This window comes from Caballeronia grimmiae (genome assembly GCF_000698555.1).
GTDB classification, from domain to species: Bacteria; Pseudomonadota; Gammaproteobacteria; order Burkholderiales; family Burkholderiaceae; genus Caballeronia; species Caballeronia grimmiae.
Genome location: NZ_JFHE01000083.1, coordinates 1 through 6,566 on the forward strand (window position 1 = coordinate 1; position 6,566 = coordinate 6,566).

The 6,566-nt window shown below is 63.2% G+C and carries 7 protein-coding genes; 5 read left to right on the forward strand and 2 right to left on the reverse strand.

The features are described 5' to 3' along the window. Positions 1–181 precede the first annotated feature (181 nt). The gene (locus BG57_RS30335; protein ID WP_035970910.1) at positions 182–526 is read right to left on the reverse strand and encodes a DUF4148 domain-containing protein; all 345 of its coding nucleotides are present in this window, start codon (positions 524–526) and stop codon (positions 182–184) included. 244 nt (positions 527–770) lie between these two features. Here BG57_RS30335 and BG57_RS30340 point away from each other — a divergent pair, with 244 nt between their 5' ends. Genes BG57_RS30340 through BG57_RS34210 form a run of 5 tightly spaced genes read left to right on the forward strand, consistent with a single transcriptional unit; the run spans position 771 to position 5,386 of the window. Further along, positions 771–1,733, forward strand: coding sequence for an HlyD family secretion protein (locus BG57_RS30340; protein ID WP_035970912.1), 963 nt, complete (start codon positions 771–773; stop codon positions 1,731–1,733). Then, the gene (locus BG57_RS30345) at positions 1,730–2,686 is read left to right on the forward strand and encodes an ABC transporter ATP-binding protein (RefSeq protein WP_035970913.1); all 957 of its coding nucleotides are present in this window, start codon (positions 1,730–1,732) and stop codon (positions 2,684–2,686) included. Before BG57_RS30340 ends, BG57_RS30345 begins: the two co-directional genes overlap by 4 nt. Next, positions 2,683–3,825 carry an ABC transporter permease gene (locus BG57_RS30350; RefSeq protein WP_035970915.1) on the forward strand — a complete coding sequence of 381 codons (1,143 nt, stop codon included), beginning with the start codon at positions 2,683–2,685 and terminating at the stop codon, positions 3,823–3,825. The genes BG57_RS30345 and BG57_RS30350 overlap by 4 nt, the downstream gene beginning before the upstream one ends. An 11-nt stretch (positions 3,826–3,836) precedes the next feature. Further along, positions 3,837–5,261 (forward strand): efflux transporter outer membrane subunit, encoded by a 1,425-nt coding sequence (locus BG57_RS30355; RefSeq protein WP_035970917.1) that lies wholly within the window; start codon positions 3,837–3,839, stop codon positions 5,259–5,261. Continuing rightward, positions 5,258–5,386: a hypothetical protein gene (locus tag BG57_RS34210; RefSeq protein WP_268238051.1), complete on the forward strand. Its 129-nt coding sequence runs from the start codon at positions 5,258–5,260 to the stop codon at positions 5,384–5,386. The genes BG57_RS30355 and BG57_RS34210 overlap by 4 nt, the downstream gene beginning before the upstream one ends. An 86-nt stretch (positions 5,387–5,472) precedes the next feature. Here the strand turns inward: BG57_RS34210 and BG57_RS30360 are convergent. After that, the coding region (locus BG57_RS30360; RefSeq protein WP_035970920.1) for a hybrid sensor histidine kinase/response regulator at positions 5,473–6,566 on the reverse strand (1,094 nt) is incomplete at its 5' end.

The following is a 6,566-nucleotide window of genomic DNA, read 5'->3' on the forward strand; positions in this document are numbered from 1 at the left end:
CGTCTTGCGTCGCTGCATCAGCAGCAGAGAACGAGATTATGTCTGGGCGGCGATAACAGGTCAACCCCCTTTTCGCATTTTCTTTTCTTCTCGTGTCCGCTGCTTAATAAATAAGCGCGCGGCAATTGGTCAACGACAACCGACCGCCGCTACGCACTCCAAGTTAAAAGAAAACGCTCTCTCAACTCCCGAAGAACGGCACACAAAAGCCGGCCGGTCCCACGCACGTCGACGCAGCCTCCGCGCCTCGCTGCATCGTTCCCGACGCCGCTCCGCCCGACTGCATGCCCCCGTAGGCTTGATTCACCCCGCTCTGCTGCGCGGCGACCCTGGCCTCGGCAGCCTGAATGTCCGCGGGATAAGTGGCGTTTTCTCCAGATGCCGTCGAGTACCCGGCTCCCTGGAGTTGCGCCAACTCGGCGCGCACTTGCGCACGAGTGAGCGGCGCGCTATTGCTTTGCGCGAACGCTAAGGCCGGTGCGACAACCGCGGCAACCGACACGACGACTTTGGCGATGGTATTCATGATGAACAGACTCCGACGATAAGGTTGAGTGAGATCGCGCGCGATTCGCAAACCCCATCGGCGCAGAAGACGATGTCCGCTGCGTCCGATCCGCTCGCCCGGGATTCAAGCAATGAGGTTTCGCTTGGTTAACCCACGCACGCTCCGATCTATTCCCGTGCACGTCGCTTGACAGTCGAGAATCGGGTCGCGTACTGTTTGGTAGACCAACCAATACGGACAGGCATCATCAAGGGAGCGAGCAATGCCCCGCATCTTTCGCGTTCGACTCTTTTCATGCGTGGTTGCCGCGACGATGCTCGCGGCGTGCTCGCGTGAAGACTCCAATTCGTACCAGGGCTATGTCGAAGGCGAGTTCGTCTACGTTGCATCGTCGCAATCCGGCAAGCTCGTCGATTTGCCCATCACGCGCGGACAGACGATAACGACCGGGACGCCCCTGTTCGCGCTCGAATCCGTCGACGAGACTGCCGCCCTCGACCAGGCGAAGCGGCAACTCGTCGCGACGCAATCGCAACTCGAAGACATACTCACCGGCAAGCGCGCGCCCGAGGTCGCATCCGTGCGGGCGCAACTCGCGCTGGCGCGTGCGAACGCACGCAAGGCCGCGCTGCAACTGCGCCGCGATGAAGTGCAGTTCGACGCAGGCGGCATTTCCAAGGGACAACTCGACGACTCGCGCGCCAATGCCGACGCCACCGCTGCGCAGGTACGCGACCTGAGCGAACAGGTCGACATCGCGCGCTTGCCGGGCCGCCCGCAGCAGATCGCCGCGCAACGTGCGCAAGTCGCGGCCGCGCAAGCCGTCGTCGCGCAGGCGCAATGGAAGCTCGATCAGAAGCGTGTCGCGGCGCCCGCCGATGGCCTCGTGTACGACACGCTCTATCGTCGTGGCGAGTGGGTGCAAGCCGGCAGCCCCATCGTGCAGATGTTGCCGCCCGGGAACATCAAGGTGCGCTTCTTCGTGCCGGAAAGCACGGTCGGCGCGCTCGCAGCGGGACGCGCCGTATCGATTCATTGCGACGGCTGCGCCGCCGACATCGCGGCCAAGATCACCTATGTCTCGAATCAGGCCGAGTACACGCCGCCCGTCATCTACAGCAACGAAAGCCGCGCCAAGCTCGTCTTCATGATCGAAGCGCATGCGAACGCGTCGGATGCGAGCAAGCTGCATCCCGGCCAACCTGTCGCAGTGAGGTTGCAATGAGCGAGCCGGCCGGGAAGCCTGAAGCGCAATACGTCATCGACGTGCACAAGCTCAACAAGCGCTTTGGCGACAAGCACGTCGTCAACGATGTCTCGCTGCAAGTCGCGCGCGGCGAGATCTTCGGCTTTCTCGGACCGAACGGAAGCGGCAAGACCACGTCCATACGCCTGATGTGCGGCCTGCTCACGCCGGATTCAGGCAGCGGCACGTGCCTCGGCTATGACATCGTGCGCGAGAGCGAGCAGATCAAGCGCAACGTCGGCTATATGACCCAGCGCTTTTCATACTGGGAAGACCTGACGATCCGCGAGAACCTCGACTTCGTCGCGCGCATCTATCAGATGGACAATCGCCGCGAAGTGGTGGACCGTTCGCTGGAATCGCTCGGCCTGCAAAGCCGCGCGAATCAGTTGACCGGATCACTTTCGGGCGGGTGGAAGCAACGTCTCGCGCTCGCTGCATGCATGCTGCATGAACCGAAACTTCTCTTACTCGATGAACCCACCGCCGGCGTCGATCCCACCGCGCGCCGCGACTTCTGGGAAGAACTGCATCGGCTGGCCGCGAACGGCATCTCGGTGCTGGTCAGCACGCACTACATGGACGAAGCCGAGCGCTGTCACAAGCTCGCGTATATCGCCTATGGAAAACTGCTTGCGCAAGGCACCGCGAACGAAGTGATCGCATCGCAAGGGCTCGCGACGTGGCGCATTCATGGCGACCAGTTGAGCGCGTTATCCGAGGGGCTGCGCAAGACACCGGGCATCGACCAGACCGTCGTATTCGGCTCAACGCTGCACGCAAGCGGCAGCGATCACGCGGCGCTGGAGCGCGCGATCTCCGATGCGGTCAAAGGCACCGCACTGCGCGCCGAGCAGATCGACACGGGACTGGAGGACGTGTTCATCTACTTGATGAGCCGCTCCACCGACAACTTCAAGGCACAGTCATGAACGCGCGCAACGGTTTCTCGCTGATGCGCTGGTGGAGCATCGTGCTCAAGGAGTTTCTGCAATTGCGGCGCGATCGCATAACGTTCGGCATGATCGTCGGCTTGCCGATCGTTCAGCTTGCGCTCTTCGGCTACGCGATCAACACCGACCCCAAGCACTTGCCGACGGCGGTAATCGCCGGCGAGTCCAGCCCGTTCACGCGGAGCTTCATCGCGGCGATGAGTCATTCGGAGTACTTCGATATCGTCGAAACACTCCCTGATGACGAAGCCGGCAGGCGCGCCCTCGCACAGGGCCGCGTGCTTTTCGTGCTCAACATCCCGGCCGATTTCTCGCGCAAGCTCTTGCGCGGCGAGCGTCCGGCCTTGCTCGTCGAAGCCGATGCGACCGATCCCAACGCGGTCAGCAGGGCAACGAGTGCGCTCAACGGCCTCGTTCGTTCGGTTGCATCGAAGGACATCACCGGCCCGCTCGCGTCGCTCAATGACACGCCCGCCGCATTCGACGTGCAGGTTCACAACCTGTACAACCCCGAAGGCATTACGCAATACAACGTCGTGCCGGGGCTCATGGGCGTGATCCTGACGATGACCCTCGTGATGATGACCGGCCTCGCCATCACCCGCGAACGCGAACGCGGCACGATGGAGAACCTGCTCGCGACGCCCGTGCGCCCTATCGAAGTCATGACGGGAAAGATCGTGCCTTACGTGTTCATCGGACTGATACAGGCGACGATCATTCTCGTGGCGACTCGCTTCGTCTTCGGCGTTCCTTTGATTGGCAATCCCATCGCGATCTATCTGGCCGCGTTGCTTTTCATCGCCGCGAACCTGACGGTCGGCATTACGCTGTCGTCGCTCGCGCGCAATCAGCTTCAGGCGATGCAGCTCACCGTCTTCTATTTTCTGCCGAATATCCTGCTGTCCGGCTTCATGTTTCCGTTCTCGGGCATGCCGAAGTGGGCGCAATTCATCGGCAATCTGCTGCCGCTTACGTACTTCAACCGTCTCATTCGCGGCATTCTTCTCAAGGGCAACGGCTGGGCAGACTTGTGGCCGTCGGTGTGGCCGCTGGCGCTTTTCACGCTGATCGTCATGGGCATCGCGCTGCGGTTCTACAGACGCACGCTCGACTAGGAGACACGCCGATGAAAACCACGCTGGCCGTTTGCCTGCTCATGCTTGGCGGCTGCACCGTCGGCCCCGACTTCCACGCGCCCGCCGCGCCCGTTACGCAAAACTATACGCGAAGCGCATCGCCGGCTTTCTCGACAGCCGATCACGCGTTGCCGCAGTGGTGGAAGCAGTTCGGCTCCGATGCCCTGAACCGCCTCGTCGATGACGCGTTGCGAAACAGTCCCACGCTCGCGCAGGCACGCGCGCGGCTGACGCAAGCGCGCGAGGACTATCAGGCGCAAGCGGGTGCCACGTACTACCCCGCCATCGACGCATCGCTCTCCGGTTCGCGGCAGAAAGTAGACCCCGCCGCGTTCGGCGTGCCGGTGCCGAGTCCCGGCCCATTCACGCTATACGACGCCTCGGTGAGCGTGTCGTATTCGCTCGACATCTTCGGCGGCGACCGTCGTGCGCTCGAAGCACTGCGCGCGCAAGTCGACTATCAGGCGTTCGAACTCGATGCAGCGCGGCTGTCGATCGCGGGCAATGTCGTATCGACCGCCATTCGCCGCGCCTCGTTGCAGGCGCGCATCACGCTGACGCAAGGCATGGTCGATGTGCAGACGCAGCAGCTATCCATCATGGAAGCGCGCATGGCGGCGGGCGGCGTTTCACGCTTCGATGTGCGCGGCCAGCGCACGCTCCTCGAACAAACGCGCGCGAGCGTGCCCGCACTACTTGCCCAGCGCGATGCAGCCGATCACCGGCTCGCGATTCTGCTCGGCGTCGAGCCATCGCGCGCGGATTTCGACGCCCTCACGTTCGATACCTTGCGCGTACCCGATGACGTTCCGCTCACGCTGCCTTCGACGCTCGCGCGTGAGCGTCCCGACATTCGCGCGTCGGAAGCGCTGCTGCATCAGGCGAGCGCGAATGTCGGCGTTGCGACAGCGGACTTGTATCCGAAGTTCTCGCTGTCGGCGGGCGTGGGCTCGCAGCGCACGAGCATCCACGACATGCTCGACAAGCTCAACGTATGGAACATCGGACTCAACCTGTCGCAGCCGCTCTTTCGCGGCGGTGAGTTGCGAGCGAGAAAGCGCTCGGCTGAAGCCGCCTACGATGCCGCCGCGAGCGCGTATCGCGAAACCGTGCTGGATGCGCTTCAGCAAGTCGCGGATACCTTGAGCGCATTGCAAGACGATGCGGACGCCCAGCGCGCCCGCGATATCGCAGCGAACGAAGCGCAAGCGAATCTCGACACGACCCATGCACGTTTTGCTGCGGGCGGCGTGAGCCGCTTCGACTTGCTCGATACACAGAGGCAAGCGCTGCAAACGCAGCTCGATCGCACGCTTGCCCATGCCAGCCGTCTCAGCGATACGGCTGCGCTTTTCCAGGCGCTTGGCGGTATCGAAAGCGAAACCGTGACGTCGCGCGCATCGGCGCGGCGATGAATCGATCCGGACGCAGCGATCTGTTCTGCAAATGGCGCTTCGCGCAGTTGATCGCGCAAAAGAAGCTCGCGCTCACGCAGGGCGATTTGCGTGATCCCGATTCCGTATGGGTGATCGCTGGATGAAAGCACGCCCGGGTCGGTGCCAGGACTCTTCTCGGCATCGGGCACGTGCTGCCTTTGGCCATGCAGACCGGAACGGCAAGCCCCCGCTACTCCCCGAACTTCGCCTGCACCGCCCGCCGAATCTCCGCGAACGCCACCGGCTTCACGAGATGATGATCGAAGCCCGCTTCCTTCGATCGCTGACGGTCATGCGCCTGGCCGTATCCTGTCACGGCGATCAGCAACGCATCGGCGGTGGCGGGACGCTTGCGCATCTCCGCAGCGAGCCTGAAGCCGTCCATGCCCGGCAAGCCGATGTCGAGCAGCACGATCTGCGGCAGGAACACTTCCGCGATCTTCAGTGCCTCGGCCCCGTCGTGCGCGGTGCGCACATCGAAGCCGTCCGCTTCGAGCAGAAGCGACATGGCAGTCGCGGCATCGACGCTGTCATCGACGAGCAGCACGCGCTTGCCGCCGATGATCTGCGGCGCTTCATCGGCGGGATGCTCCGCCAGCGGCGGCGCCTTCGCGAGCGGCAGCCACACGACGAACTCGCTGCCCTGCTGCGGCCCCGCCGAATACGCCTCGATACGCCCGCCCTGCAATTCGACCAGCGTCTTCGCGAGCGGCAAGCCGATGCCGAGGCCGCCCTCCGAGCGTTCGAGCGAGGTTTCGGACTGCACGAACAAATCGAAGATATGCGGCAGGATGTCCGCCGCGATGCCGATGCCCTTGTCACGCACCGCAATCCGCACTTCATCGCCGAATTGCGCGGTTTCGATGGCGATTTCGCCTTCTTCGAGGCTGTACTTCGACGCGTTCGAGAGCAGGTTGCCGAACACCTGCGCGATGCGCACGCTGTCGCCGACGATGTAGAGCGGCGCATCCGCGAGGCGCGTCGTGAGCTTGTGACGCTTGCGCTGCAGCGCAGGCTGCGCGGTCTCGATCGCCGCTTCCACCGCTGCGGCGATATCCACCGTTTCCTGACGCAGCGTGATCTTGCCCTGCGTGATGCGCGCGACATCGAGCAAGTCGTCGACGAGGCGGCTCAAGTGCCGCACCTGCCGGTCGATGATCGTTCGCACGGTCGCGAAGTGCTGCACGGACGGCGTGCGCTGCGGATCAAGCAGATCGACGGCATTGCGGATCGGCGCGAGCGGATTGCGCAACTCGTGCGCGAGCATCGCAAGAAATTCGTCCT